The sequence below is a fragment of the Methylorubrum rhodinum genome, assembly GCF_014199935.1.
GTDB lineage: Bacteria > Pseudomonadota > Alphaproteobacteria > Rhizobiales > Beijerinckiaceae > Methylobacterium > Methylobacterium rhodinum.
The window spans coordinates 89195-115365 of record NZ_JACHOP010000016.1 but is presented as its reverse complement, the minus strand read 5'-3'; the positions used below and the strand labels follow the sequence as shown (position 1 = coordinate 115365).

The window sequence follows — 26171 nt, the reverse complement described above, 5'->3', positions numbered from 1 at the left end:
TGACGATCCTCGCCTGCGATGAAGCGCTTCATTCCGACCTCCCCAGATCGGAAATTACTCTACCAGATCAGCACGTTTTCACACAGCCTGGACCCGTTGCGGACCTGCGAGGCTGATGGTTCGATGCCGAGATGAGTCACGAAATCTATCGCATGATCCGGCTTCTGGAAGCCAACAAGGTCCACTTCGAGTTGAGCCGCCACCGGCCCGACAGCATCATGCTCACGGCGTCGCTGGTTGGCGAGCGGATCGAGATCGATGTGTTCGAGGACGGCCACGTTGAATACTCTCGGTTCCGTGGGAACGAGGACGTGGAAGACGATGTGCCCCTGCTCGAAGTGCTGCTGCGCGAGCATGGGGAAGAGTAGCGACACTTCCGCTTCCCACCCTCAGCTGCCGTCCACACGGCTTAGCTGATTAAGTATTTTTCCTTGGTCGCTTGTGATTTATCGCAATATTTAGGACAAATTTCTGAGAGAAAAGCTAAGCCATATTACTCGACTCAGACGCAACCGCCGGAGCCTCTCGCAAGGCCCCGGCGTTGCGGGTCGTCTTGGAAACGGTCGCGGGCCGGGCAAGCCGGCCCGCCCTCCGCTTAAAGCGAGTAGTACTGCACGAACTCGATCGGGTGCGGGGTCATCTCGTAGCGCAGCACCTCGGTCATCTTCAGTTCGATGAACGAGTCGATCTGGTCGTCCGAGAACACGCCGCCGGCCTTGAGGAATGCGCGGTCCTTGTCGAGGTTCTGCAGCGCCTCACGGAGCGAGCCGCAGACGGTCGGGATCTTCTTCAGTTCGCGCGGCGGCAGGTCGTAGAGGTCCTTGTCCATCGCCGGGCCCGGATCGATCTTGTTGAGGATGCCGTCGAGGCCGGCCATCAGCAGCGCCGAGAAGGCGAGGTAGGGGTTGGCCATCGGATCGGGGAAGCGGACCTCGACGCGCTTGGCCTTCGGGTTCGTCGTCCACGGGATACGGCAGGAGGCCGAGCGGTTGCGGGCCGAGTAGGCCAGCAGCACCGGGGCCTCGTAGCCCGGCACCAGGCGCTTGTAGGAATTGGTCGAGGGGTTTGTGAAGGCGTTGAGCGCCTTGGCGTGCTTGATGATGCCGCCGATGTACCACAGGCACTCTTGGCTCAGATCGGCGTACTTGTCGCCGGCGAACAGCGGCTTGCCGTTCTTCCAGATCGACTGGTGGACGTGCATCCCCGAGCCGTTGTCGCCGTAGACGGGCTTGGGCATGAAGGTCGCGGACTTGCCGTAGCTCTGCGCCACGTTGTGGATGCAGTACTTGTAGATCTGCATGTGGTCGGCGAGCAGCGTCAGCGTGTCGAACTTCATGCCGAGCTCGTGCTGGGCAGAGGCCACCTCGTGGTGGTGCTTCTCGACCTTCACGCCCATCGACTGCATGGCAGCCAGCATCTCGCCGCGCATGTCCTGGGCCGAATCCTGCGGCGGCACGGGGAAGTAGCCGCCCTTTGTCTGGATGCGGTGGCCGAGGTTGCCGCCCTCGTAATCGGTGAAGCCGTTGGTCGGCAGCTCGGTCGAATCGAGCTGGAAACCGGTATGGTAGGGGTCGGCGCCGAACTTCACGTCGTCGAACACGAAGAACTCGGCCTCGGGGCCCACGAAGATGTCGTCGCCGATGCCGGTCGAGCGCAGATACGCCTCGGCGAGCTTGGCGGTGCCGCGCGGATCGCGCGAATAGGGCTCGCCAGTCGAGGGCTCGAGCACGTCGCAGACGATCGACATGGTGGACGCCGAGAAGAACGGGTCCATGCAGGCGGTGACGGGATCGGGCATCAGCAGCATGTCGGACTCGTTGATCGCCTTCCAGCCGGCGATCGAGGAGCCGTCGAACATCGTGCCCTCGGAAAAGATCTCCTCGTCGACGAGGGAGACGTCGAAGGTCACGTGCTGCCACTTCCCGCGCGGGTCGGTGAAGCGGAAGTCGACGTATTTCACGTCGTTGTCCTTGATGGCCTTCAGCACATCAGCGGCCGTTTTCATCGTGTGCGTCTCCTCGGGTCGTCTCGTCAGGCGGGCGCGACCGGAGCGGCCGCGTCCGGGCCGGGGCTGATCCCGGCCGGTCGTCGGATCGATGGAGGGGAGGGGGCTCGTCTCGACCGCAGGCGCGCGGTCGCGCGCGCCACGCAGCTTAGAAGCGGGCCTTCCTCCTCGTGCCCCGGCCGGTCCGGCCGACGGGCGCGGACGTTACTGCCCGCGCCCCGCCGCCGCCACCCGTCGTGAGACAAAAATCTCCGCCCCGGCGGGCGTTTCGCGGAAAACGTCACCCCGGCCTGGCGCCAGAGAGCGACGCTTTCACGCGGGAACCGCCGCCTCATTTGCCGGCACATTGGCACGCCACATGCTAGAGGCCGATCCGAGGCGGACGGTTCTCACCGGCCGCGTCGGGGTCGGGCGAAAGCCTCCGAGCCAGCTAGGGTATCGGCGCCCGCGATGCGGCGACGGTCCTGGGCCAAGGCGGAGGCGAACAGGGCGCTGGACCTGGGGGCTGTCAGACGGATTTCGTCGATCAGGAACGAGAGACACGCAATGACGAAGTACAAGCTCGAGTATATCTGGCTCGACGGCTACACTCCGGTTCCGAACCTGCGCGGCAAGACGCAGATCAAGGAGTTCGACGGCTTCCCGAGCCTGGAGCAGCTGCCGCTGTGGGGCTTCGACGGCAGCTCGACGATGCAGGCCGAGGGCTCCTCGTCCGATTGCGTGCTCAAGCCGATCCGCCACTTCGTCGATCCGGCCCGCAGCAACGGCGTGCTTGTGCTGTGCGAAGTGATGATGCCCGACGGCAAGACCCCGCACCCGTCGAACAAGCGCGCGACCGTGCTGGACGATGCCGGCGCGTGGTTCGGCTTCGAGCAGGAGTATTTCCTCTACAAGAACGGCCGCCCGCTCGGCTTCCCCGAGGCCGGCTACCCCGCCCCGCAGGGCCCGTACTATTGCGGCGTCGGCGCCTCGAACGTCGGTCCGATCGCCCGCAAGATCGTCGAGGAGCATCTCGACCTGTGCCTCACGGCGGGCATCAATCACGAGGGCATCAACGCCGAGGTGGCCAAGGGCCAGTGGGAATTCCAGATCTTCGGCAAGGGCTCCAAGAAGGCCGCCGACGAGATGTGGATGGCCCGCTACCTGCTCCAGCGCCTGTGCGAGACCTACGAGATCGACATCGAGTACCATTGCAAGCCGCTCGGCGACACCGACTGGAACGGCTCGGGCATGCACTGCAACTTCTCGACGACGTTCATGCGCGAGACCGGCGGCAAGGACTACTTCGAGGCCATGATGGCCCAATTCGAGAAGAACCTCGACGACCACATCGCCGTCTACGGCCCGGACAACCACATGCGGCTCACCGGCAAGCACGAGACCGCCCCGTGGAACAAGTTCTCCTACGGCGTGGCCGACCGCGGCGCCTCGGTGCGCGTGCCCCACTCCTTCGTGAACAACGGTTACAAGGGCTACCTTGAGGACCGCCGCCCGAACTCCATGGGCGACCCCTACCAGATCGCTAGCCAAGTTCTGAAGACGATCTCCGAGGTTCCGCTCCCCGCCGAGGCCGCCGAGAAGGCCGTCGCGTAAGTCATTTTTGGGAGTCGGCCGACCGGCTCCTCTGTAACATCCGCTCCCGCCGCAAGGCGGGGGCGGTTTTTTGTTGGCCGACGTCTGGAGCGCCGGAACCACCCCCTCTCCCCGCACGCGGGGAGAGGGTCGCGACGACCTCGTCGTCGTCGCGATAAGCGGTAGCGGGGGTGAGGGGGCTTCGACGGAAGAGACTCCTTCGGACAAGCCCCCCCTCACCTTCGCCTGCCGGCTCGCTTCATGCCCCGACAAGGGGGCATGAAGCCCTCTCCCCGCGCGCGGGGAGAGGGGATGCACGGCTTACACCCCGAAGATCGACCACCCGGTCCGCTTCACCAGCATCTCCAGGGCAATGCGCCCGAGATGCGAGTTGCCGGCCGCATCCAGCCCCGGCGACCAGACGCAGATCGAGGCACGCCCCGGCGCCACAGCCAGAATCCCGCCGCCGACGCCGCTCTTGCCCGGCAGGCCGACCCGGTAGGCGAACTCGCCCGAGCCATCGTAGTGGCCGCAGGTCAGCATGATGGCGTTGATGCGCCGCGCCCGCTCGGCCGAGATCACCGAGTGGCCGGCGAGCGGATGCTGCCCGGAATAGGCGAGGTAAAGCCCGGCGGTGGCGAGCTGGCGGCAGGTCATCGCGATGGCGCAGTGGTGGAAGTAGACGCCGAGCGTGTAGTCCACCGGGTTCTCGAGGACGCCGAATGAGCGCATGTAGTTGGCGAGCGCCGCGTTGCGAAACCCCGTGCGCTTCTCCGAGGCCGCCACGGTCTCGTCGATGGCGATGCCGCTGTCCTGCGCCAGGAACTGCATGAAGCGCAGGATCTCGCCGAGCGCCTCCCGCGGCTGGTGGCCCGACAGGATCACGTCGGTGACCGCGATGGCGCCCGCGTTGATGAAGGGGTTGCGCGGAATGCCCTGCTCGCGCTCCAGCTGGACGATGGAGTTGAACGGGCTGCCCGAGGGCTCGCGCCCGACCTTGCGCCACAGCCGGTCACCGACCATGCCGAGCGCCAGCGTCAGGGTAAAAACCTTGGAAATGCTCTGGATCGAGAAGGGGATGTCGGCGTCGCCGCCGGCCGCGACCTGCCCCGCGCGGTCGATCACCACGAGGCCGAATTGTCCCGCATCGACGCGGGCGAGTTCGGGGATGTAGCTCGCCACCGCGCCGCGGTCCGGCCGCGCCCGCATCGCGTCGGCGATCTCTGTCACGATGGCTTCGAGATCGGGCACGGACACGCTCGCTGAGGCACGCGCCTCAGGGGGCGCGCGAACGCCCGTTCACGAAGCGCGCCAAGTCGTCGGAAGTGGGAGGAGCCGGCGGCTCAGATCGCGTCGGCGCCGGTCTCGCCGGTGCGGATGCGGATGGCTTCCTCGATGGTCGAGACGAAAATCTTGCCGTCGCCGATGCGGCCGGTCTGGGCCGACTTGCGGATCGCCTCGACCGCGCCCTCGACTAGCGCGTCGGACAGCACGATCTCCAGCTTCACCTTGGGCAGGAAGTCGACCACGTATTCCGCGCCGCGATACAGCTCGGTGTGGCCCTTCTGCCGGCCAAAGCCCTTCGCCTCGATGACGGTGATACCCTGGAGGCCGACTTCCTGGAGCGCCTCCTTCACCTCGTCGAGCTTGAACGGCTTGATGATCGCCTCGATCTTCTTCATCCCGGCTCGGTCCGATGCGCGCGTCGTCTGATGCTGATCCATGTCTACCATCGCGACCGCGCGACCGCCACGGCGATTTGCGTTGCCGGCAGGTGAAGTTGCGCATCGCGCAGGCATCGACGGCGGAATATGCAGGCAATCACGTCGGTTTCGATGAACTTTTAGGCACAGAGTGAGCGCCACGAATGCATGAGCCGGCCCACCCCCCGAAATCGGCCCTGCGGCTGCTCACCGTCGAGGCGATGCGCCGGGTCGATGCGGCGGCGATCGAGGCCGGCACGCCAGGCTTCGCGCTGATGCAGAGGGCCGGCGCGGCGGTTGCCGAGCGGGCACTGACGATCGGAGGAGAGCGGATTCTGGTCCTATGCGGGCCGGGCAACAACGGCGGCGACGGCTTCGTGGCCGCCCGCCTGCTGGCGGAGGCGGGCCGCGCCGTCGAGCTGCGGCTGCTCGGCGACCGCGACACACTCACCAGCGACGCAGGCCTCGCCGCCGCCGAATGGACCGGCCCGGTCGGCCCGGCGGAGGCGCCGCTGCCGGATTGTGACCTGATCGTCGACGCCTTGTTCGGCGCGGGCCTCTCGCGCGATCTCGACGGCGCGGCCCGCACGATGGTCGAGGCGGTGAACGCGAGCGGGCGCCCGGTCCTGGCGGTCGATGTCCCGAGCGGGCTCGACGGCGATACAGGCCAGATCCGCGGCGTCGCGGTGGAGGCGCGGGAGACCGTGACCTTCGTGGCGCTCAAGCCCGGCCACCTGCTCCAGCCCGGCCGGTCTCTGTGCGGCGCGATCACGCTCGCCGACATCGGCACCGGCCCCGCCGCGCTCGCCGACGGGCTGGAGGGCGCGCCGAGCCTGTTTCGCAACGCGCCGGGATTGTGGACTTTGCCCGCCTTGTCGGCCGCGAGCCACAAATATACCCGCGGCCACGCCCTCGTCCTGTCGGGCCCGGCCTACAAGACCGGCGCGGCCCGGCTCGCCGCCCGCGGGGCGCTGCGGGTCGGCGCCGGCCTCGTCACCGTCGCCTCGCCGGCCTCCGCGCTGCCGGAGAACGCGGCGCAGCTCACCGCCATCATGCTGCGCCCCTGCGAGACCGCCGACGACCTCGACGACATCCTCGTGGACGACCGCCTCAACGCCCTGCTGCTCGGCCCCGGCCTCGGCATCGGCCCGGCCACCTGCGCGTTCGTGGCGGTGGCGGCCTCCGCCGGCCGCGCCCTGGTGCTCGATGCCGACGCGCTGACGAGTTTTCGCAGCGAGGTGCGGACCTTGGCCCGCCACATCCGCGACGGCGAGACCCGGGCCGTACTGACCCCGCACGAGGGCGAGTTCGCGCGCCTGTTCTCCGGCACCGAGGCCGTCGCCGAAGGCCTTGCCAAACCCGAGCGCGCCGCGCGGGCGGCGCATCTCGCCGGGGCGGTGGTCGTGCTGAAGGGCGCCGACACCGTCATCGCCGCCCCCGACGGGCGCATCGCGATCAACGATCACGGCGCGCCCCATCTCGCCACCGCGGGCTCGGGCGACGTGCTGGGCGGGCTGATCTGCGGGCTGCTCGCCCAGGGCATGGCGCCGTTCGAGGCGGCCTGCGCGGGGGTCTGGCTCCACGGCGATGCCGGGCTCCGGCACGGGCCGGGCCTGATCGCCGAGGATCTTTCGGAGTGGATGCCGGCGGTTCTGCGGGGTCTGGCCTGAGCCTCAGCTCACCTCGAAACTCGTCCACAGCCCCGTGTCGAACCGCTCCAGCACCGTCGAGGACAGGAGCCAGCGGCCGGGATTGTCGGCGAGGAAGGCGATCTGGGCGTGGCGGCCTTCCGGGATCTGGACGGTGTCGAGCCAGTAGGGCTCCCAGCCGTCGTCGAGGAGGTGCAGCAGGCGGAAGACGTGGCCGTGCAGATGGAGAATCTGCGGGAAGCCGGTGTCGTTGCGGATCGTCAGCACCACCACCTGCCCGCGCTTGACCGTGAACAGCGGGCCGACGCCCGCCGCGCCGCTCGCGCCGTTGATCTGCCAGATCTTTTGCGGGTCGCCGGCATAGGGCGTCTCGGCGCCGGGCTTGGTGCGGTCGGGCTTCACCCCGCCGGTGACGAGGAGGTCGCGCCGGAACGCGCTCTGGAGCCGGATCTCGCTCGGCAGACGCTTGTTCTCGGGGATCGAGGCGATCGGCCCGCGCGCTGCCGGCCCCACCGCCTCGCCTGCGACATTCAGCGTCGCCAGCGGCAGGCCCTGGCCGACGAGCGCCGTGATCGTGCCGGCGGGGCCGGCCTCCTTCGGCAGGTCGAGGAGAAGGTCGTAGCGGGTGCCCGGCGCGAAGGGGAGGGTGGCCTTCAGGGGCTCGAACGTGTCGGCGGGCTGCCCGTCGACCGCCGCGACGTAGACCTTCAATCCGTCGAAGCGGATGCGGATCGCCCGCGCATTGCAGGCATTGGCGAGCCGAAGCCGGACGCGGCTGCCGGGGCGGCCTGCGAGCGCCAGCGGGATCACCGTGCCGTTCAGCGTCACGGCATTGCCGAGCCTGCCCGCGGCCGCCGCGAACGCGACCTGTCCGAACGGGAGCAGCGCGCCGGTCTCGTCCAGGCGCCAATCCTGCAGCAGCAGGCTCACGTCCTGATCGACCGGCGGCGGAGTGGTTTCCTCGACCACGAGCAGGCCACCGAGACCGCGGCCCGCGGGCTCGCTCGCGCCGCCGACGACGAGCGGGCGGATCAGGAAGGTGCCGGCATCGGGCGGGGTGAACTCGTAAGTGAAATCTTGGCCCGGCGCGATCGGCTCCTGCGTGACGCCGCCGACCCCGTCCATGGCGTTGCGGTTGCGCACGCCGTGCCAGTGCAGAGCGAGCGGCTTGTCGGTGGCGTTCTCGACGCGCAGCCGCACGGCCTCGCCGAGCTTGATCCGCAGGACCGGCGGCGCGGTCTCCGTGCCGAGGCGCCACACGGCGGTCTCGGGCGCGGGTTCGGGTTTGAGCCTTGCCTGCGCGGGGGCGGCCTTCAGCGTCTTCGCCTCCGCCGGCTTGGCCTCGGGCGCGGGCGTGTCCGCGGGCTTGGCCGCCGGGGCCGTCTTGCGGGCAGGCGTCTGCGCCGCGGCGGCGAAGGGTGAGAGCGTCAGCGCCGCGCTCCCCGCGATCAGCGCGCGCCGGGACAGGCCGTCCGCCTCCCCGGTCGCCACGGTCGGGGCCTCGGGGGCGGGCATTCGCATGGGGGCTCGTTCGGCTGGCACGGCAGGGGCCCGCGTTGTAGCCGGGCCGTTCGGAATGCGCCAACCACGCACTGGCTGGCTGGCCCCCAACGCATTCGCTTGCATCGCTCGCAGGAGGTACGGCCGTATCCCCGGGCGCGAAGAGCGCCCCGCGCAGTGGGCCTCGGAAAGGCCGAGGCGTCGAACGGAGCGAAAGCCAAGGCCGCGGATGCGGCCGCCGGCGCTTGAGGCTAAGAAGAAAGGCGCGGCCGCCGGCGCTTGAGGCCCAGCAAGAACAAATTTTTGCTGCGGCCTCCGGCGCGCGTGCTATAGACGCGCGCTTCGAAGGCCCGGACAGGGCCATGTCGCTCAAGCGCTCGCGGGCGTGGCGGAACTGGTAGACGCGCTGGATTTAGGTTCCAGTGTCGCAAGACGTGGGGGTTCGAGCCCCTCCGCCCGCACCAAGTCCGCATCGGCCCGGCCTCGGGACCGGGGCCGGTCCCCGCCGGGCGTTCGCGCCGTCGGAGTCCCCCAAGGATCTCCTTGATGGGTCTCCCGCAGCGCCGCGGCATCGAGGACGAGATTGCGGTTTTGGAAAAAAGCGGACGAACGACGATGCAGGTGACCGAGACGACCTCCGAGGGGCTGAAGCGCGAGTTTCAGGTGCTCCTCCCCGCGACCGAGCTTGAGGATCGCCTCAACACCGAGCTCTCGAACATCAAGGGTAAGGTCCAGATCAAGGGCTTCCGCCCCGGCAAGGTGCCGGTGGCGCATCTGCGCAAGGTCTACGGCAAGTCGGTGATGGCCGACGTGCTGCAGAACGCCGTCAACGAGGCCAACCAGCAGATCGTGGCCGACAAGGGCCTCAAGCTGGCGCTGGAGCCGCAGATCGAGTTTCCGAAGGACGAGGAGCAGAACATCATCGAGCGCGCGCTCGACGCCAAGGGCGACCTCGCCTTCAAGGTGAAGCTCGAGGTGCTGCCGAGCTTCGAGCTGGCCGACCTCTCCGACGTGTCGATCAAGAAGCTCGTGGTGACCCCCTCCGACGAGGAGATCGCGGAAGCGCTGGAGCGCATGGCCAAGGACGGCCGCGCGTTCGAGGACCGCGAGGAGGGTGCCGAGGCGCAAACCGGCGATCAGGTCGTGATCGACTTCGTCGGCCGGATCGACGGCGTGGAGTTCGAGGGCGGCAAGGGCGAGGACGTGCCGCTGGAGCTCGGCTCCAACACCTTCATCCCCGGCTTCGAGGACCAGCTCGTCGGCGCCAAGGTCGGCGACAGCCGCCTCGTCAAGACCGCCTTCCCCGAGGGCTATCAGGCCGAGCAACTCGCCGGCAAGGACGCCGAGTTCGACGTGACCGTGAAGGCCGTCAAGGCGCCGGGCGAGAGCAAGATCGACGACGAGCTCGCCAAGCGCTTCGGCATGGACGACCTAGAGAAGCTGAAGGAAGCCGTCTCCAAGGCGATCGGCTCGGACTACGAGGCCCAATCGCGCCGCAAGCTCAAGAAGGAGCTGCTCGACGCGCTCGACGGCAAGTACGCTTTCGAGCTGCCGCCGAGCCTCGTCCACCAGGAGTTCGCCGCCGTGTGGGCGCAGGTCGAGCAGGACCTGAAGAACCGCGGCAAGACCTTCGAGGAGGAGGGCACCTCCGAGGAGAAGGCGCAAGGAGAGTACCGCAAGATCGCCGAGCGCCGCGTGCGCCTCGGGCTGGTGCTTGCGCAAGTCGGCGAGACCGCCGATATCAGGATCTCGGATGACGAGGTCAACCAGGCCCTCTTCGCCCGGATCCGGCAGTTCCCGGGCCAGGAGAAGCAGGTCTACGACTTCTATCGCAACAACCCCCAGGCGCTCGCCGAGCTTCGCGCGCCGCTGTTCGAGGAGAAGGTCGTCGACCACGTCCTCGGTCAGGTCCAAGTGGTCGAGGAGCCGGTCTCCAAGGAGACGCTCTTCGCCGAGGACGACGAGGCCGACGCCGAGGGTGCGTCGAAGGCCGACGAGCCCAAGGATGCGAAGAAGGACGAGGCGGCGGCCGAGCAGGCCGCCGGCTGATCGACGCCCAGCGGCTCCGCGGCGGGCGGCGATCGGAACGCGATCCTTGAGCGGCGCCCGTCACGGGTGCCGCGCGGGCCCGTGAAGATCAGACGGCGTTAACGCGCGCCGTGTTCGCTGTAACCTCCGGCCATGGAGCGATTCGCTCCGGGCCGGACCCGGAGCCGAGGGCTGACATGAGAGATCCGGTCGACTACTTCCACAACTCGCTCGTGCCCATGGTGGTCGAGCAGTCGAGCCGCGGCGAGCGCGCGTTCGACATCTATTCCCGGCTGCTGCGCGAGCGGATCATCTTCCTCACCGGTCCGGTCGAGGACCAGGGCGCCTCGCTCATCGTCGCCCAGTTGCTGTTCCTCGAGGCCGAGAACCCGAAGAAGGAAATCTCCTTCTACATCAACTCGCCCGGCGGCGTGGTGACCTCGGGTCTGTCGATCTACGACACGATGCAGTTCATCCGCTGCCCCGTCACCACGCTCTGCGTGGGACAAGCCGCCTCGATGGGCTCGCTGCTGTTGGCCGCCGGCGAGGCCGGGCACCGCTTCGCCCTGCCGAACGCCCGGATCATGGTCCACCAGCCCTCCGGCGGCTTCCAGGGCCAGGCGACCGACATCCTGATCCATGCCCGCGAGATCGAGGCGCTGAAGAAGCGCCTCAACGAGATCTACGTGAAGCATACCGGCCGCGAGTACGAGACGATCCATCAGGCGCTCGAGCGCGACAACTTCATGACCGCCGAGGCGGCCAAGGAGTTCGGCCTGATCGACGACATCCTCCACAAGCGCCCGGAACCCGCCGCGGCCTGAGGCGGGCGACCCCGGATGTTTCTCGAGTGAGGCGTCCGGGGCACGCCGGCAAACCATGCGGCCATTCGGCGCTTGCCCGGCCCCCCGGGCCGGTTGATCCCGAGGCGGTCGCGTGGTTGCATCGGGATTCGAGCGCCTCAATCCCGACGCATCCGCGCGGTGTGACTGTTTCTTTAGGCGGATGCGCTTACATCCTATGACCGAAGCGCGCGCCCTCCTGGCTGGGGTCGCGCCCGCGAACCGGAGACCGACATGAGCAAGACCGGCGGCAACGACTCCAAGAGCACGCTGTACTGCTCGTTCTGCGGCAAGAGCCAGCACGAGGTCCGCAAGCTGATCGCGGGCCCGACGGTGTTCATCTGCGACGAGTGCGTCGAGCTGTGCATGGACATCATCCGCGAGGAATCGAAGTCCTCGCTGGTGAAGAGCCGCGACGGCGTGCCGACCCCGAAGGAGATCCGGCGCGTCCTCGACGACTACGTCATCGGCCAGGACTTCGCCAAGAAGGTCCTCTCGGTGGCGGTGCACAACCACTACAAGCGGCTCGCGCACGCGACGAAGCACAACGACGTCGAGCTGGCCAAGTCCAACATCATGCTGATCGGCCCGACCGGCTCGGGCAAGACGCTGCTGGCGCAGACGCTGGCCCGCATCCTCGACGTGCCCTTCACCATGGCGGACGCCACCACGCTGACGGAAGCCGGCTATGTCGGCGAGGACGTCGAGAACATCATCCTCAAGCTGCTCCAGGCCTCCGACTACAACGTCGAGCGGGCGCAGCGCGGCATCGTCTACATCGACGAGATCGACAAGATCTCCCGCAAGTCCGACAACCCCTCGATCACCCGCGACGTGTCGGGCGAGGGCGTGCAGCAGGCGCTGCTGAAGATCATGGAGGGCACCGTCGCCTCCGTGCCGCCGCAGGGCGGGCGCAAGCATCCGCAGCAGGAGTTCCTGCAGGTCGACACGACGAACATCCTGTTCATCTGCGGCGGCGCCTTCGCGGGCCTCGAGCGCATCATTTCCCAGCGCGGCAAGGGCACGTCGATCGGCTTCGGCGCCAGCGTCCAGGCCCCGGACGACCGCCGCACCGGTGAGGTTTTTCGGAGCGTCGAACCCGAGGATCTTCTCAAGTTCGGCCTCATCCCCGAGTTCGTCGGCCGTCTCCCCGTGCTGGCGACGCTCGAAGACCTCGACGAGGAGGCCCTCAAGAAGATCCTGCAGGAGCCGAAGAACGCGCTCGTCAAGCAGTACCAGCGCCTGTTCGAGATGGAGAACGTCGAGCTGACCTTCCAGGACGAGGCGCTCTCGATGGTCGCCCGCAAGGCGATCGAGCGCAAGACCGGCGCCCGCGGCCTCCGGTCGATCCTGGAGACCATCCTGCTCGACACGATGTACGACCTGCCCGGCCTCGACTCGGTCGAGCAGGTGGTCATCGGCCCGGAGGTGGTCGACGGGAAGTCGAGGCCCCTCTTCATCCACGGCGACCGCAACAAGGACGCACCGGCCAGCGTCAGCGCCTGATCGGCAGCCAGAAGGGCCGCCCGGCCATGCCGGCGGCCCTTTTTCGTTCCAGGGCGGAGCGCTTGAAAGCGCGCCGGCGAAGGACCAATTCAGGTCCATCGCAGCCGGCACGCTTCTCCCGTCTCCCCGCTTTCCAAGGTGCGGGCTGCGCTACCAGCCGCAGACGTATCATTCGCCTCCGACCCTTCGCGGCCCGGTCGGCACCTGGCAGGATGCTTGCTCGATCCGAGGAGCGCATGCCCGGCGTCAACAGATAAGGGAAATCCCATGACCCAGTCGAAATCGCGCCAGCCGGTCGTTCCCGGTTCGACGGGCTCCTACGCCGTCCTCCCGCTGCGCGACATCGTCGTGTTCCCGCACATGATCGTGCCGCTCTTCGTCGGCCGCGAGAAGTCGATCCGCGCGCTGGAGGAGGCCGTGCGCTCGGACCGCCACATCCTGCTCGCCACCCAGATCAACGCCAGCGACGACGATCCGGCGACCGACGCGATCTACAAGATCGGCACGCTCGCCTCCGTGCTCCAGCTCCTGAAGCTGCCCGACGGCACCGTGAAGGTTCTCGTCGAGGGTGCGGGACGTGCACAGATCGAGGCCTTCGTCCGCTCCGACGAGTTCTACGAGGCCCGTGCGCTCACGCTCGACGACGATCTCGGCGACCGCGTCGAGGCCGAGGCGCTCGCCCGCTCGGTGATCTCCGAGTTCGAGAACTACGTGAAGCTCAACAAGAAGATCTCCCCCGAGGTCGTCTCCGCCGTCACGCAGATCGACGAGCCCTCCAAGCTCGCCGACACGGTGGGCTCGCATCTCGCGGTCAAGATCGCCGACAAGCAGGCGATCCTCGAGATCCCGACGGTGGCCGCGCGCCTGGAGCGCGTGCTGTCGCTGATGGAGAGCGAGATCTCCGTGCTGCAGGTGGAAAAGCGCATCCGCACCCGCGTCAAGCGGCAGATGGAGAAGACCCAGCGCGAGTACTACCTCAACGAGCAGATGAAGGCGATCCAGAAGGAACTCGGCGACGAGGACGGTCGCGACGAGCTGGCCGAATTGGAAGACAAGATCGAGAAGACCAAGCTGACGAAGGAGGCCCGCGAGAAGGCCACCGCCGAGCTGAAGAAGCTCCGCCAGATGTCGCCGATGTCGGCCGAGGCGACGGTCGTGCGCAACTACCTCGACTGGATGCTCGGCATCCCGTGGGGCAAACGCTCGAAGATCAAGAAGGATCTGCTCGGGGCGCAGCAGCTGCTCGACTCGGATCACTTCGGCCTCGACAAAGTCAAGGACCGGATCGTCGAGTACCTCGCCGTGCAGCAGCGGACGAACCGGCTCACCGGCCCGATCCTCTGCCTCGTCGGCCCCCCCGGCGTCGGCAAGACCTCGCTCGGCAAGTCGATCGCCAAGGCCACGGGCCGTGAGTTCGTGCGGATGTCGCTCGGCGGCGTGCGCGACGAGGCCGAGATCCGCGGTCACCGCCGGACCTATATCGGCTCGATGCCCGGCAAGATCGTCCAGTCGATGCGCAAGGCCAAGACCTCGAACCCGCTCATCCTGCTCGACGAGATCGACAAGATGGGCATGGATTTCCGCGGCGATCCGTCCGCGGCGCTCCTCGAGGTGCTCGACCCGGAGCAGAACAGCACGTTCAACGACCATTACCTCGAGGTCGATTACGACCTGTCGAACGTAATGTTCGTCACCACCGCGAATACGCTCAACATCCCCGGCCCCCTCATGGACCGCATGGAAGTTATTCGCATCGCCGGCTACACCGAGGAGGAGAAGCGGGAGATCGCCCGCCGCCACCTGATCCCCGAGGCGATCAAGAAGCATGGCTTGAGCGCCGACGAGTGGTCGATCACCGACGACGGCCTGATGATGCTCATCCGCCGCTACACGCGGGAGGCGGGCGTCCGCAACCTGGAGCGCGAGATCTCCAACCTGATCCGCAAGGCGGTGAAGGAGATCCTGATCACCAAGGTGAAGCAGGTCGAGGGCAACCCCGACACGCTGCCGGTCTTCCTCGGCCCGCCGAAGTTCCGCTACGGCGAGATCGACGCGGACGATCAGGTCGGCGTGGTGACGGGTCTGGCCTGGACCGAGGTCGGCGGCGAGCTGCTGACGATCGAAGGCGTCATGATGCCCGGCAAGGGCAAGATGACGGTCACGGGCAACCTGCGCGACGTGATGAAGGAGTCGATCTCGGCCGCTGCCAGCTACGTCCGCTCGCGGGCGATCGATTTCGGCATCGAGCCGCCGCTGTTCGAGCGCCGCGACATCCACGTCCACGTACCGGAGGGGGCGACCCCGAAGGACGGGCCGTCGGCGGGTATCGCCATGGCCACCGCGATCATCTCGACGCTCACCGGAATCCCGGTGCGCCGCGAGGTGGCGATGACCGGCGAGGTGACCCTGCGGGGCCGCGTCCTGCCGATCGGCGGCCTCAAGGAGAAGCTGCTCGCCGCTCTGCGCGGCGGCATCAAGACGGTGCTGATCCCCGAGGAGAACGCCAAGGACATCGCCGAGGTGCCCGACAGCGTGAAGCAGGGCCTGGAGATCATCCCGGTCTCGCGGATGGATCAGGTCCTCACCCACGCCCTCGTGCGCCAGCCCGAGGCGATCGAGTGGGACGAACCCCTGCCGCCGGCCAAGACCCCGGCCCGCGACGACGACAGCGCCACGCTGGTCGCCCACTAAGGCGAGCGCGGCACGCGTGACAGAAGGCCTCCCGGAGCGCAGCTCCGGGGGGCCTTTTTCATGCCGGGATGCTTCGGAAAACCACCTGAGCCTTGCGCGCACGCCCGCGCTTTCGTAACGCTGCGGGCGTCACGGCCGGGCGGTTAGCTCAGTTGGTAGAGCGTCTCCTTTACACGGAGAGGGTCGGGGGTTCGAGTCCCTCACCGCCCACCAAAGATTTCAGTGACTTGGTTCGGCACCTGCTTACCCGCGGCCTCGACTCTTAAGCACGCGTGCAGCTGCTACGCCGACTGGTGAACCGGCGACGTGTGGCAGGTCGTGCCGATCCTGGCGGAGTCACGCCGTCATCGCGAGCCGGAGCCGAAGCGATCCAGGGGGCGACCTCTTCGGGGAGGGCGAGAGCGCGCCGATGAAATGGTCCCCGCGCGACTGTTCCGGACATTTCGAAGCACCGGTCTGAAACGAGAAAGGGCCGCCCGAAGGGGCGGCCCTGTCCGTATCCGGAATGATCCGGAAGAAATCAGCGCGAATAGAACTCGACGACGAGGTTCGGCTCCATCTGGACCGGGTAGGGCACCTCGGACAGGCCGGGGATGCGGGTCACGCGGGCGGTCATCTTGTGGTGATCGACCTCGATGTAGTCCGGCACGTCGCGCTCGGCGAGCTGCGAGGCCACGACGACGATCTCGAGCTGGCGGGAGGCTTCCTTCACCTCGATCAGGTCGCCGACCTTGACCTGGTAGCTCGGGATGTTGACCCGGCGGCCGTTGACCTTGACGTGGCCGTGGTTGACGAACTGGCGCGCGGCGAACGGGGTCGCGACGAACTTCGAGCGGTAGACCACCGCGTCGAGGCGGCGCTCCAGCAGGCCGATCAGGTTCTCGCCCGAGTCGCCGCGCAGGCGGATCGCCTCGGCGTAGTAGCGGCGGAACTGCTTCTCGGTGATGTTGCCGTAATAGCCCTTGAGCTTCTGCTTGGCGCGCAACTGCGTGCCGAAGTCGCTCATCTTGCCCTTGCGGCGCTGGCCGTGCTGGCCGGGGCCGTACTCGCGGCGGTTCACGGGGCTCTTCGGGCGGCCCCAGATGTTCTGGCCCATGCGGCGATCGAGCTTGTGCTTCGCCTGGACGCGTTTGGACATTCGCTGTTCCTCTGGAACAAGACTTTCGAGGAACGCGCCCTCCTTTCCCTCAGGCCGGAGCCGTAGCGAGGGCGACAGAGCGGACGTTGCCGCTCGCGGGTGCGCATGAAAACGACGCGGGGCCCCGCTAAGGAGCCCCGTTCGTCCGGGCCTGCTAGCCGAGAAGGGCGGCCCCGTCAATCGTCCGCCGCCCTTGCAGCGCGCTCCTCTCCGGTTTCGTCATCCTCCCGAACCCGCTCCGCCCGGAGACGCCTGCTGCACGACCAGGGTGACCGGAACGGGCTTTCCGGCGGTGAGATTCGGCTCGCTCGTGCTGTCCTTCGAGGCTTCCTGGCCGCTCTTCTCCGCCGGCTTCACGGTCGAGCGCACGACCATGAACTTGTTGAGCACGTCGAACCAGAACGGCGCGCCGAGGCTGACGGCGAGGGCGGTCACGAGCCAGCCGCCGATCGTGCTGGGCCCGTTGAAGGGTCGGTTCACCCCAACGGAGGCCTTTCGGAGGTCGTCCAGGTTCGCCTTCGGGTCCGCGGCGACCATGTCCGCCGTCTTGCAGAGGGCGACGGGCGTGCAGGTCCATCCGATCGCGAAGCCGGACTGCTCCAGCTGCTCTCGCACGGTATCGAGCCGCTGCTTCAGCGTCTCGCTGCTGGCGACCTGTCCGTCGGCGCCGGGCGCCTTGAGGAAGGTGGCGGCGTCCTCGACGATGGCCTCGCGGTAGGTCTTGTCGGTGGCGAGATGGTTCGCCACCCGGATCGCGTCGATGTTGAAGACGACCGCCGCGAACAGCCCGAGGCCGAACGTGATCCACTGCGTCCGTCGCTTGTAGATCCCGGAGACCCGGTCCATCGAGGCGTTGTACCAGGCTTCGAGGTTCTTCCGGGCGCCGGTGATGTCGCCCTGCGCTCCGTCGAGCGCCGTGAGCAGCATGGTGCGCAGTTGGTCGTTGCCTTCGATCTTCGCGGCGGTCTCGCGAAGCGAGGCGACCGAAAGGACGCCCTTCGCGTCGGTTGAAGCCGTGCCGGCCGGGACCATCGCGCTCAGGACGGCTACGGCGAAATTCGCCGACGGGATGTAGGTCGGCAGGTTCTGGCGCCGCTTGAGCTCCGACCAGAGTCCGACGACGCCGAACTCGCGACCGTTCGGCTGCGCGCCGGACGCCACTGCAGCCCCTTGGAAAAAGGCCGGATCGGGCGTGTAGCTGTTTCTATAGAGGCAACTGATCAGAGGATGCTTGTAGAAATCTTCCAGCACACTCGGATCGCCTCTCGCCCCGAGTATCTCGATGATGCCCTTCTCGAGATCCGTCGCGCGTGATTTCGAGGCGGCCTCGATCAGTTCCCGCATGGCCGAGCACAGAAGGCTGACGAGAAGGAACATGAAGGTCAGCCCGATGCCGACCTCCAGAACCGTGGAACCGAACATAGATTCCTCCCGGATTATTGATTTCGCACGCCGGGATTATGCGCGCGATTCGATCGCTCGGGAAGCGAAATCGCCAACTCCAGGTGGTGCAGGGGGAGGCGGCCAAGGCGCCCCGATTATGCCCGCGTTAACCATTACGGGTCGATTGACGGACGACCCCTCTCTCGGACGAGCGCCCAGCATGCCACGCCCGATTCCCCTCGCGATCCTGTCCACCGCGGTCGCGCTCTCGCTCATGGCGGTTCCGGCACGGGCCGACTTCCAGTCCTGCCTCGCCGGCATCCAGGCGCAGGCGGCGGGTGCGGGCGTCTCGGCCCAGACGTTCCGGGCGGCGACCAGCGGCATCGCTCACGACGACAAGGTGATCGAGCTGTCCCAGGCCCAGCCCGAGTTCAAGACGCCGATCTGGGACTACATGTCGGCGCTGGTCGACGAGGAGCGGGTCGAGGACGGGCGCGCGGCCATGCGCCAGCACGCGCAAGCGCTCGCCAACGCCGAGGCCCGCTACGGCGTCGATCGCCACACCATCGCCGCCGTGTGGGGCGTCGAATCGAACTTCGGCAAGAATCTCGGCAAGATGCCGCTGGTGCAGTCGCTGGCCACGCTCGCCTGCTCGGGCAACCGCCGCCGCGACTTCTTTCGCGGCGAGCTGATCGCTACCCTCAAGATCATCGAGCGAGGCGACATCGAGGCCTCGCGGCTGACCGGCTCGTGGGCCGGCGCCTTCGGCCAGACCCAGTTCATGCCGACCACCTATCAGCGGCTCGCCGTCGACGGCGACGGCGACGGGCGGCGCGACGTGGTCGATTCGGTGGCGGATGCGGTGGCCTCCACGGCCAACTTCCTGCGCGTCGCCAAGTGGTCGAACGACCAGCCCTGGGGCTACGAGGTCAAGCTGCCGCGCGGTTTCAACGTCGGCGCGGCCGGGCGCAAGAACAAGCACGCGGTCGGTCACTGGGCCTCGCTCGGCGTCACCCGCATCGACGGACGCCCGCTGAGCGGGGAGGGGCCCGCCGGCATCATCGCGCCCGCCGGCATCGACGGCCCGGCCTTCCTCGTGACCAAGAACTTCGACGCGATCTATTCCTACAACGCCGCCGAATCCTACGGCCTCGCCATCGCGGTCCTGTCCGACCGCCTGCGCGGCCGCCCCGGCGTCCAGGCCGATTGGCCGACCGACGACCCGCCGCTGTCGCGCGCCGAGCGCCGCGACCTGCAATCGCGCCTGATCGCCCGCGGCTACGACGTCGGCGAGCCGGACGGCAAGGTCGGGTCGAAGACCCGCGAGGCGATCAAGGACGTCGAGCGCCAGCTCGGCATGCCGGCCACCGGCCGGCCGGGGGGCAAGGTGCTGGCGGCGCTGCGGCGGGGGTGATATTTTCCGGTTTTGAGGAGGTTTGCCGGGGCGCCCGCGCGCTCCTGATGCCGACCCTGCTCGTGCTGCCGGCCTCGGCGGCCCATATGTCGACGATGGTGGCCCCGCCGCCATGGCGCATGACGCCACGGCGATCCGCGAGATCGGGCGACCGGGCGTCGCCACATTCCGCTCCCGCACCGCGGCAGCGGGTCCGGCCGCGCTGAACCACGGCGACCTGTGGCCGGGACGCACTCGACGCCGCGCCGGGAAACGGCATTCTACGGTTGTCTTTCCCTTCGCGGCGCCCGCGCATCGCTCGGGGCCCCGATTCGAGGCCTGCCATGTCGTCCCTCACGCGCCTGATCGCGGCCTCCGGTTTTACCCTCGCGGGCCTCATCGGAGGCGCCCAGGCTCAGTCGGCGCAGCCGGGCTCCTGCCTGTTCACCCATTTCAAGACGAAATCGCCGGCTTGCGTCGATCAGGTGCTCGGCCTCTCCGCCGGCCTTGCGCCGGGCGCTTTCAACGCCGGGATGCCGCCGATCGGGTTCCTGGCCGAGATATTCTTACGCTCTCCGACCGAGCGGGCGCGCATCCTCGCCGCGCCGGCCGATCGGGGTGCAATCATCTACATCCTGACGGCTTTGCTGCGCGCCGGCCTCACCGAGGAGGCCGAGCGCCTCGCGGCGCAGACGAACGGCGGTTCGATCCTCGGTTCGTTGAAGGCGATGCGGCTGTCGACGCTGCCGGGGATCACGGCCGCCGGTACGGTCTCGGCCAAGGATACCGAATTGCTGGCGGGCGCCTACGGCGCGTCGGGGAATCGCCGCTACCTCGACGTGCTCCTGACGACGTTCGAGGGCGCCGATGAGAAGGCGGCCGGCATCGGCCTGCGCCTGGGGCTGCTCACGTCGAAATGGGGCGCGTCCTTCGCGCCCGCCGGCCATCGATCGCAGATTCTCAAGAACTTCTGCGCCGAATACGACTGCAAGGCGAAGCCGCACGAAACCGTTCGTATCCTCGGCATCATGGCGGTCTACGGCGCCGTCAGCACGATCGCGCGGGAGGATGCCGGCACGAAGAAGGTGCTGGAGGCCGCCTTCGCCAAGCGGAAGCCCCTCAAGGCGATCCTCGCGGCCGAGCAGGCGTCCCTGAACAACTACGGCATGGCGCTGACGGTCTCGCGCCTCCTGACCGGGGGGGCGGGCGAGAACGTCGCCGCCCGCGAGGCTGCCCTCCGCTCGATCGAGACCTACGAAGCGTTCGGCCCGCTGCCGCAGGCCCTGCCGGGGGCCGATACGGCGGCAGCGCAGCCTTAGAGTATCGTCCTGGATATCGGATCCAGGACGATACTCTATGTTTCTGTGCCGCATCGTCTTTTTCCGAAAGCCGGAAACCACCTTTCGGAACGTTGCTCTAAGCCCTCCGCCCTGAAAATCGCACAGACGCCGCAGCGGGCCGGCCGCCCGTCAGAGGGCCGGAAAGCCCCGCTTGATCTCGGCGAGGAACCGTTCCGCTTCGGCGACGGCCCAGCGCACGTCGTCGGGCGTGAGCGGGATCACCGAGATAGTCGGCGATCAGCCGCAGCGTCTCGACCCGATTGAACGAGCGCCCGAGTGCGGTATCGACTCAGCCCACAATGGGTCTTGATGCCGGGGCCGAGATCGGGCCGAACGCTCGTCACGGCGGGCCGGAGGGCGTCGTCACAGCCGTCGCCCTTCGTATCGGATCGCATTGATGAGAGCCGGGTTGCGGAAGGCGATACTGCCGTCGAACTCACCTTCCCGGAGCGGCAGGACATCGATCAGGATTCCGGTTTCGAGCAGGGCGTCGAACGCAATCCCGGGCAATACGCCGATCAATGTGGGCCGCGCTTCTGTCGGTGGAAGCGCGCGGCTTCATATCGAAAAAGAAACCCGCCCCGAGCATCTCGGTGCGGGTCTCTTTCGATCAGGAGCGGCCCCCGGCTGGCGCGGGCGAAAGTCCCAAAAAATCACTCGGCGGCGGGGGCCGCTTTCTGCTTCTCGCCCTTGCCCGGCTTGGCGGCGCGGTCGCTGCGCTCGACGATGCGGGCGGACTTCCCGCGGCGGTCGCGCAGGTAGTAGAGCTTGGCGCGGCGGACCTTGCCGCGGCGGGCCACCTTGATCGAGTCGATCATCGGGGAATGCACGGGGAAGACGCGCTCCACCCCCTCGCCGTAGGAGATCTTGCGGACGGTGAAGTTCTCGTTGAGGCCGCCGCCGGCGCGGGCGATGCAGACGCCCTCGTAGGCCTGGACGCGGGTGCGCTCGCCTTCCTTCACGCGGACGTTGACGATCACGGTGTCGCCCGGCTCGAAATCGGGAATGGTCTTGTTGAGGCGGGCGATCTCTTCCCGCTCGAGCTGCTCGATGACGTTCATGGTAAGCTCCGGCCGTTGCGCCCGCCGGTCACGGCCGGGCGTCAGGATTTCGGCATCCTGTTGTGAGTTGGGCCGCCCTCTAGCCGATGTCGGCCGGCTTGTCGATGGGCTCGTCGGGCGCCGGCGCGGGCGTCTCGCGCAGCCAGCGCCGCATGTGCGGGAAGGGCAGGGCGCCCCGCACCCGCGCCGTCGGCGCGTCGAAGGTCAGGCCCATCCATTGCAGCAGCGGCAGGCCGGGGGCGATGCCGGAGCCGAACAACTCGGTGAACCACGCCGACGAGCCGCGATAGCCGCCCGCGTGGAACACCACCTCGGGGTCGAGCTGCAGATGGGTCAGCGCCGCCCAGGACCACGCGATGGCGGCGATCTCGTCGCCCATGTTCTGGCTGATGTCGAGGCTGCGCCGCGCCCGCACCGCCGGGGTCATAACGGCGATGTGCCCGGCCTCGTGCAGGAGGTCGCCCGGATAGGTCATGCGCGCCTCGTCGACGAGGAGCCGCCCGCACTCGATCCGGATGCCCGGCACGAAGCAGCGGCCGGGCAGGTCGGCGCGCTCCACCGGGATGCCGATCTCGGCGAGGAAGGCGGCGATGCGCGCGGTCTGCGGGTCGGCGAAGGCGGGATCCATGGCGACTCGCGGGGGGAGGGTAGCACCCCATCCTGCAACCTCGATCATCCCCGATCAACGCGGGCGCGCCGCTCCGCCCGCGGTTGAGAATCCGATCCGCCCGGTCCACATGGAAGGCGGCGGCGGAAACTCCCCAAAGAGCCCGACGCCGTTCCCGGCCGGCCTTGAACCGGCGACAGCGGACACGAGGAATTTTCGATGTTCATCCAGACCGAAGCCACGCCGAACCCCGCCACCCTGAAGTTCCTGCCCGGCCGTGTCGTGCTGCCCGAGGGCACCTTCGAGGCCCGCGATGCGGCCGGCGCCGAGCGCTCGCCGCTGGCCTCCGCCCTGTTCGCGGTGCCCGGCGTCTCCGGCGTCTATTTCGGGCACGACTTCATCTCGGTCACGAAGACCGAGGGCGTGAACGAGTGGCCGCAGGTGAAGCCCGCCGTGCTCGGCGCGATCATGGACCACTTCCAGTCCGGCCGCCCGGTGTTGGAGGCGGGCGCTGTGCTGGAGGAGGACGACACGGCCGACGAGTTCTACGACGAGGCCGACCACGACACGGTCGTGACCATCAAGGACCTGCTGGAGACCCGCGTGCGCCCGGCGGTGGCGGGCGACGGCGGCGACATCACCTTCCGGGGATTCCGCGACGGCATCGTCTACCTGGAGATGAAGGGCGCCTGCTCGGGCTGCCCGTCCTCGACCGCGACCCTGCGGCAGGGCGTGCAGAACCTGTTCCGCCACTTCCTCCCCTCGGTCCGCGAGGTCCAGGCGGTCTGAGGCCGGCTGGCGCATCGGCAACACACCCGCGGCTTCCTGGGGAGGCCGCGGGCGGATGCGCTGACGGGAGTGTCCGTTTCGGCTTACACTGCCCCGCGGAACGCTTGCCGGCTCAAGGGACGCGTTCCGCAACGAGTTGTTCCGAGGAACGGGCGAAGGCGCCTGCGGACGGGTGTGACGGTTTGCGGATCCTTGCCATCGATACGGCGCTCGACGCCTGCGCCGCCTGCATCGCCACCGACGCGAGCGACGACCTGCTGGCGGAAGAGTCCATGCCGCTCGCCCGCGGCCATGCCGAGGCGCTGCTGCCGCTGATCGAGCGGGTGGTGGCGCGGGTGGACGGCGGGTTCGCCAGCCTGTCGCGGGTCGCCGTCACGGTCGGGCCGGGCAGCTACACGGGCCTGAGGGTCGGGCTGTCGGCGGCCCGCGCCGTCGGGCTCGCAACCGGCATCCCGGTCGTCGGCGTCACGACGCTGTCGGCGCTGCTCGCGCCGCAACTCGCGCTCGACGGCGCGTCGCTGATCGCGGCGGCGATCGATGCGCGCCACGGCGCCGTCTATCTCCAGGCGATGAGCGTGACGGACGGCGTGGTGATCCCGCCCCAGCACGTGTCCCTGGCCGACGCCGTGGCCCTTCTCGGGCGGCGCCGCACGCTGTTGACCGGCACGGGTGCCGCGGCGCTGGCGGCGGCGGCCACGGAAGCCGGCCTGTCGGTCGAAATCGCCGCCACCGGGGCGCCGCAGATCGCCTGGGTCGCCTCGCTCGGCCTCGTCGCCGATCCGGCGCAGGCCCTGCCGCGTCCGCTCTACCTCCGCGGGCCGGATGCCCGGCCGCAGGACCACGCCAGGATCGCGCGGGCATGAACCGGCCGCTCTCCCCGTTCTGGGCTCTCGACTGGTGGTCGGCGTGGTGGGACGCGTGGGGCGCGACGCCCTACATCGCCCCCCTGCGCGACGCCGGCCAAGCGCCGGCCCTCGAAAGCCTGCACGCCACCGCCTTCGCCCGGCCCTGGGCCGCCCACGAGTTCGAGCGGATGCTGTGCGAGCGCTCGACCGAGGCGCATGCCCTGCGCCGCGGCGGCTCGGTGATCGGCTTCGTGCTCTCCCGCAAGGCGGCGGACGAGGCCGAGATTTTGACCATCGTGCTCGCCCCCTCCGTCCGCGGCGGCGGCCACAGCCATCGCCTCTTGCGCGAGCACATGAACGCGCTGGCCCTCAGCGGCATCCGCACGGTCCATCTCGAGGTGGACGAGGGCAACGCCCCGGCGCTCAAGCTCTACACGCGAGCCGGCTTCGTGAAGATCGGCGAGCGCAAGGGCTATTATCCGTTGCCCAACGGCAGCCGGGCGACCGCGCTGACCATGAGCGCGGCGCTCGCGTGATCGGCTTAGTCCCCGTCCGATGACCCGGCCCGGCATCGGCCTGCGGCTGGCGCTCCAGGCGCTGGCCTTCGCGCTCCTCGTCGCGCCCCAGTGGCTGAGTTTGCGCTTCGGCCGTGGGCGGCTGGCCGCGCGCATCCCGGTCTGGTTCCACCGGCTGTTCCTGCGCCTGTTCTCGGTGCGGGTGACGCAGAGCGGCACGCCGCCGCCTCCGGGCGAGCCGGCGCTCGTGCTCGCCAACCACGTCTCCTGGCTCGACATCGCCGCGCTCGGGTCGCTGCGCCCGCTCTCCTTCGTGGCGAAGTCCGAGATCGAGGGCTGGCCGGTGATCGGCACGCTGGCCAAACTCCAGCGCACGGTGTTCATCGAGCGCGCGAAGCGCACGGCCACCGCAACGGTCAACGCCGCCGTCGGGGAGCGGCTCGCGGGCGGCGACCTGATCGTGCTGTTCGCCGAGGGCACCACCGGCGACGGGCTGCACCTGCTCCCCTTCCGCTCCTCGCTCGTCGGCGCCGCCCGCGCGGCGCTCGCCGCGGAGACCGGGGGGCTCGCCCGCATCCGGCTCCAGCCGCTGGCGCTCAGCTACCCCCGCCGCAACGGCCTGCCGGTGACGCGAACCGAGCGGCCGGAGGTGGCGTGGTACGGCGACATGGAACTCGCGCCCCATCTCGGCCTGTTCGCGACCCGCGGTCCCATCGACGTCCACATCGCCTGGGGCCCGCCGATCCCCTTCGACGCCGCCACCGACCGCAAGCAGGCCACGGCGCAGGCCGAAGCCGCCGTGCGGCGGGCTTTGCGCGAGATGCGGGGCGGGATGGCGCCCGTGCGGCCCGCGACGGCGCCGGCGCACGAGGGGGCCGACGTGTCGGCGCCGGGGATCGCGGCGGTTTGACGCCTGATCGCCTGTCGGTCCCGCGCCCCCCGTCATCGCGAGGCGAGCGGAGCCGTCACACACCGTTCCGCCTCACCACCGTCTTTCCGGGGTGCCGCAGGCGAACCCGAAATCCACGACGGGCCGCGCCGGTCAGGCTTTGGCCGGATGCCGGGCGTCACAGGTGGATTCCGGGTTCCGCTCCGCGGCCCCGGAATGACGGGAAGCCTCAAGTTGGAAGAATACCCTCAAACCGCGACCGGAAACGTCGCCGCCTGCCCGCGCACCCGGCCCGCCTCGTCCATGAGCTGCCATACGATTCCGTCCATGATCGGGAACCGCCGGCCCGACTTGGCGATGCGGAGGCCGCTGTAATCCGCCACGAACCCGTCGCGGGCGACGGCGTCGAGCAGGCGCTGGCGCTCGGCCCGCTCCGGCGCTTCGGCCGAGAACCGCGAGGGCAGGCCGACGATCTCGTCCCAGGCATAGCCGAAGGCGGCCTGCGCGGTCCGGTTGGCGTAGACGAAACGGGGATCGTCCGCCGTGTCGTGGGCGAGCACGGCGAAGGGGGCTCGCCCGTACAGCCAATCCGGCCCGAGGCTGCCGTCCGGCACGAGCGGGCGCCCGACGAGGCGCCGGAAGCTGCCGGTCAGCAGGTCGAAGAACGCGGGATCGGTCTGGAGGCTCACGGGTCGGTCTTCCGCAATGTCCGAGA

The 26171-nt window shown here is 68.6% G+C and carries 23 protein-coding genes and 2 tRNA genes; 15 read left to right on the top strand and 10 right to left on the bottom strand.

The window, feature by feature from the left end:
• Positions 1–152: 152 nt before the first annotated feature.
• On the top strand, positions 153–368 hold the full coding sequence (locus HNR00_RS17065) for a hypothetical protein (protein ID WP_246390744.1): 216 nt from the start codon (positions 153–155) through the stop codon (positions 366–368).
• Positions 369–595: 227 nt separating this feature from the next.
• Here HNR00_RS17065 and glnA read toward each other — a convergent pair whose 3' ends face one another.
• Positions 596–2005 carry a type I glutamate--ammonia ligase gene (gene glnA, locus HNR00_RS17060; protein ID WP_183571444.1) on the bottom strand — a complete coding sequence of 470 codons (1410 nt, stop codon included), beginning with the start codon at positions 2003–2005 and terminating at the stop codon, positions 596–598.
• Between the two features lie 546 nt (positions 2006–2551).
• Here glnA and HNR00_RS17055 point away from each other — a divergent pair.
• Positions 2552–3598 (top strand): glutamine synthetase beta-grasp domain-containing protein, encoded by a 1047-nt coding sequence (locus tag HNR00_RS17055; protein ID WP_183571442.1) that lies wholly within the window; start codon positions 2552–2554, stop codon positions 3596–3598.
• 300 nt (positions 3599–3898) lie between these two features.
• Here the strand turns inward: HNR00_RS17055 and HNR00_RS17050 are convergent, their stop codons facing one another.
• Complete coding sequence (locus tag HNR00_RS17050; protein WP_183571440.1) at positions 3899–4828, bottom strand: glutaminase; 930 nt, start codon at positions 4826–4828, stop codon at positions 3899–3901.
• Positions 4829–4920: 92 nt separating this feature from the next.
• Positions 4921–5259 (bottom strand): P-II family nitrogen regulator, encoded by a 339-nt coding sequence (locus HNR00_RS17045; RefSeq protein ID WP_056243001.1) that lies wholly within the window; start codon positions 5257–5259, stop codon positions 4921–4923.
• 185 nt (positions 5260–5444) lie between these two features.
• Here HNR00_RS17045 and HNR00_RS17040 point away from each other — a divergent pair, with 185 nt between their 5' ends.
• Entirely contained in the window at positions 5445–6950 is a 1506-nt protein-coding gene (locus HNR00_RS17040; protein WP_183571438.1) for an NAD(P)H-hydrate dehydratase, read from the top strand.
• 3 nt (positions 6951–6953) lie between these two features.
• On the opposite strand, the gene HNR00_RS17035 is transcribed toward HNR00_RS17040, so the two are convergent.
• Positions 6954–8450 carry a multicopper oxidase family protein gene (locus HNR00_RS17035; RefSeq protein WP_376770394.1) on the bottom strand — a complete coding sequence of 499 codons (1497 nt, stop codon included), beginning with the start codon at positions 8448–8450 and terminating at the stop codon, positions 6954–6956.
• A 358-nt stretch (positions 8451–8808) separates the two neighbouring features.
• Between HNR00_RS17035 and HNR00_RS17030 the strand changes: the two genes are divergently transcribed.
• The 6 genes from HNR00_RS17030 to HNR00_RS17005 all read left to right on the top strand — a co-directional run bounded on the left by HNR00_RS17030 (position 8809) and on the right by HNR00_RS17005 (position 15709).
• Positions 8809–8893: transfer RNA gene (locus tag HNR00_RS17030), tRNA-Leu, on the top strand.
• A 151-nt stretch (positions 8894–9044) separates the two neighbouring features.
• Positions 9045–10478 (top strand): trigger factor, encoded by a 1434-nt coding sequence (gene tig / locus HNR00_RS17025; RefSeq protein ID WP_183571460.1) that lies wholly within the window; start codon positions 9045–9047, stop codon positions 10476–10478.
• Between the two features lie 176 nt (positions 10479–10654).
• Positions 10655–11281 carry an ATP-dependent Clp protease proteolytic subunit gene (locus HNR00_RS17020; RefSeq protein ID WP_056243009.1) on the top strand — a complete coding sequence of 209 codons (627 nt, stop codon included), beginning with the start codon at positions 10655–10657 and terminating at the stop codon, positions 11279–11281.
• 252 nt (positions 11282–11533) lie between these two features.
• A complete protein-coding gene (gene clpX, locus HNR00_RS17015) occupies positions 11534–12805 on the top strand; it encodes an ATP-dependent Clp protease ATP-binding subunit ClpX (protein ID WP_056243011.1) in 1272 nt (423 codons plus the stop codon).
• 267 nt (positions 12806–13072) lie between these two features.
• Positions 13073–15496 carry an endopeptidase La gene (gene lon / locus HNR00_RS17010; RefSeq protein WP_183571436.1) on the top strand — a complete coding sequence of 808 codons (2424 nt, stop codon included), beginning with the start codon at positions 13073–13075 and terminating at the stop codon, positions 15494–15496.
• Positions 15497–15633: 137 nt separating this feature from the next.
• Positions 15634–15709 (top strand) — tRNA-Val (locus HNR00_RS17005).
• Positions 15710–16016: 307 nt separating this feature from the next.
• Here HNR00_RS17005 and rpsD read toward each other — a convergent pair.
• Both rpsD and HNR00_RS16995 read right to left on the bottom strand, forming a co-directional pair.
• Positions 16017–16634 (bottom strand): 30S ribosomal protein S4, encoded by a 618-nt coding sequence (gene rpsD / locus HNR00_RS17000; protein WP_183571434.1) that lies wholly within the window; start codon positions 16632–16634, stop codon positions 16017–16019.
• A 219-nt stretch (positions 16635–16853) separates the two neighbouring features.
• Entirely contained in the window at positions 16854–18056 is a 1203-nt protein-coding gene (locus HNR00_RS16995; RefSeq protein ID WP_183571432.1) for a hypothetical protein, read from the bottom strand.
• Positions 18057–18237: 181 nt separating this feature from the next.
• Here HNR00_RS16995 and HNR00_RS16990 point away from each other — a divergent pair, with 181 nt between their 5' ends.
• Together HNR00_RS16990 and HNR00_RS16985 are read left to right on the top strand one after the other, a co-directional pair.
• Positions 18238–19431, top strand: coding sequence for a lytic murein transglycosylase (locus HNR00_RS16990; protein WP_183571430.1), 1194 nt, complete (start codon positions 18238–18240; stop codon positions 19429–19431).
• Between the two features lie 323 nt (positions 19432–19754).
• A complete protein-coding gene (locus HNR00_RS16985; protein ID WP_183571428.1) occupies positions 19755–20729 on the top strand; it encodes a hypothetical protein in 975 nt (324 codons plus the stop codon).
• A 384-nt stretch (positions 20730–21113) separates the two neighbouring features.
• On the opposite strand, the gene HNR00_RS16980 is transcribed toward HNR00_RS16985, so the two are convergent.
• The 3 genes from HNR00_RS16980 to HNR00_RS16970 all read right to left on the bottom strand — a co-directional run bounded on the left by HNR00_RS16980 (position 21114) and on the right by HNR00_RS16970 (position 22439).
• A complete protein-coding gene (locus HNR00_RS16980; RefSeq protein WP_183571426.1) occupies positions 21114–21272 on the bottom strand; it encodes a nucleotidyltransferase in 159 nt (52 codons plus the stop codon).
• Positions 21273–21403: 131 nt separating this feature from the next.
• Positions 21404–21811: a 50S ribosomal protein L19 gene (gene rplS, locus HNR00_RS16975; RefSeq protein WP_183571424.1), complete on the bottom strand. Its 408-nt coding sequence runs from the start codon at positions 21809–21811 to the stop codon at positions 21404–21406.
• A gap of 79 nt (positions 21812–21890) precedes the next feature.
• Positions 21891–22439, bottom strand: a complete 549-nt coding sequence (locus HNR00_RS16970; RefSeq protein WP_183571422.1) for a hypothetical protein — start codon at positions 22437–22439, stop codon at positions 21891–21893.
• 198 nt (positions 22440–22637) lie between these two features.
• Here HNR00_RS16970 and HNR00_RS16965 point away from each other — a divergent pair, with 198 nt between their 5' ends.
• From HNR00_RS16965 to HNR00_RS16950, 4 genes are all read left to right on the top strand, one after another.
• Positions 22638–23207, top strand: coding sequence for a NifU family protein (locus tag HNR00_RS16965; protein WP_091950042.1), 570 nt, complete (start codon positions 22638–22640; stop codon positions 23205–23207).
• Positions 23208–23389: 182 nt separating this feature from the next.
• Positions 23390–24070, top strand: a complete 681-nt coding sequence (tsaB, locus tag HNR00_RS16960) for a tRNA (adenosine(37)-N6)-threonylcarbamoyltransferase complex dimerization subunit type 1 TsaB (RefSeq protein ID WP_183571420.1) — start codon at positions 23390–23392, stop codon at positions 24068–24070.
• Entirely contained in the window at positions 24067–24588 is a 522-nt protein-coding gene (locus HNR00_RS16955; RefSeq protein ID WP_183571417.1) for a GNAT family N-acetyltransferase, read from the top strand. Before tsaB ends, HNR00_RS16955 begins: the two co-directional genes overlap by 4 nt.
• Before the next feature lie 19 nt (positions 24589–24607).
• A complete protein-coding gene (locus tag HNR00_RS16950) occupies positions 24608–25477 on the top strand; it encodes a lysophospholipid acyltransferase family protein (protein WP_183571415.1) in 870 nt (289 codons plus the stop codon).
• A 227-nt stretch (positions 25478–25704) separates the two neighbouring features.
• On the opposite strand, the gene HNR00_RS16945 is transcribed toward HNR00_RS16950, so the two are convergent.
• Positions 25705–26145 (bottom strand): MEKHLA domain-containing protein, encoded by a 441-nt coding sequence (locus HNR00_RS16945; RefSeq protein ID WP_183571413.1) that lies wholly within the window; start codon positions 26143–26145, stop codon positions 25705–25707.
• Positions 26146–26171: the final 26 nt, after the last annotated feature.